The organism is Telluria sp. AZSoR62 (assembly GCF_058111565.1).
On the sequence record NZ_JBYTST010000128.1, the window covers coordinates 1 to 384 of the forward strand.

At 63.0% G+C, this 384-nt stretch carries 1 protein-coding gene; it reads right to left on the reverse strand.

Annotated elements, in window-relative coordinates; genetic code table 11:
- The coding region (locus AC3XQU_RS23190; RefSeq protein ID WP_489876508.1) for a hypothetical protein at positions 1 to 255 on the reverse strand (255 nt) is incomplete at its 3' end.
- Positions 256 to 384: the final 129 nt, after the last annotated feature.

Sequence of the window (384 nt, forward strand, 5' to 3'; positions counted from 1 at the left end):
GTCGCGGCGCAGAGTGAACTCGAACTGATCGGTGGTGTGGGTGCCACGCAACAGGCTGTCAGAAGCCCGCCCCAACTGTTCGAACGTGCGCTTGACGTCCCAGGTCGGCGCAAGGCTCACCTCGGGCGAATCCACGAGTGGGGCCACGACCAGCGCTGGCGCCTTGGGGGGTTGCTCCTTGAGGGGCTGCGCCTGAGCACAACCGATAGCCAGCGACAACAGGCCCAGCAACGTGAAACTGAAATAGCGACTCATGGTGCGCATACCGATCGAGAAGTAGAGGAAAGGGGTGAGGCCTTGGCAAAACGCGGCACATAGCTGATCAGCCAGGCGAACAAGCGCACCACGGGACGGGCCAGGGTGCGGATCCAGGCAGGCACGTAT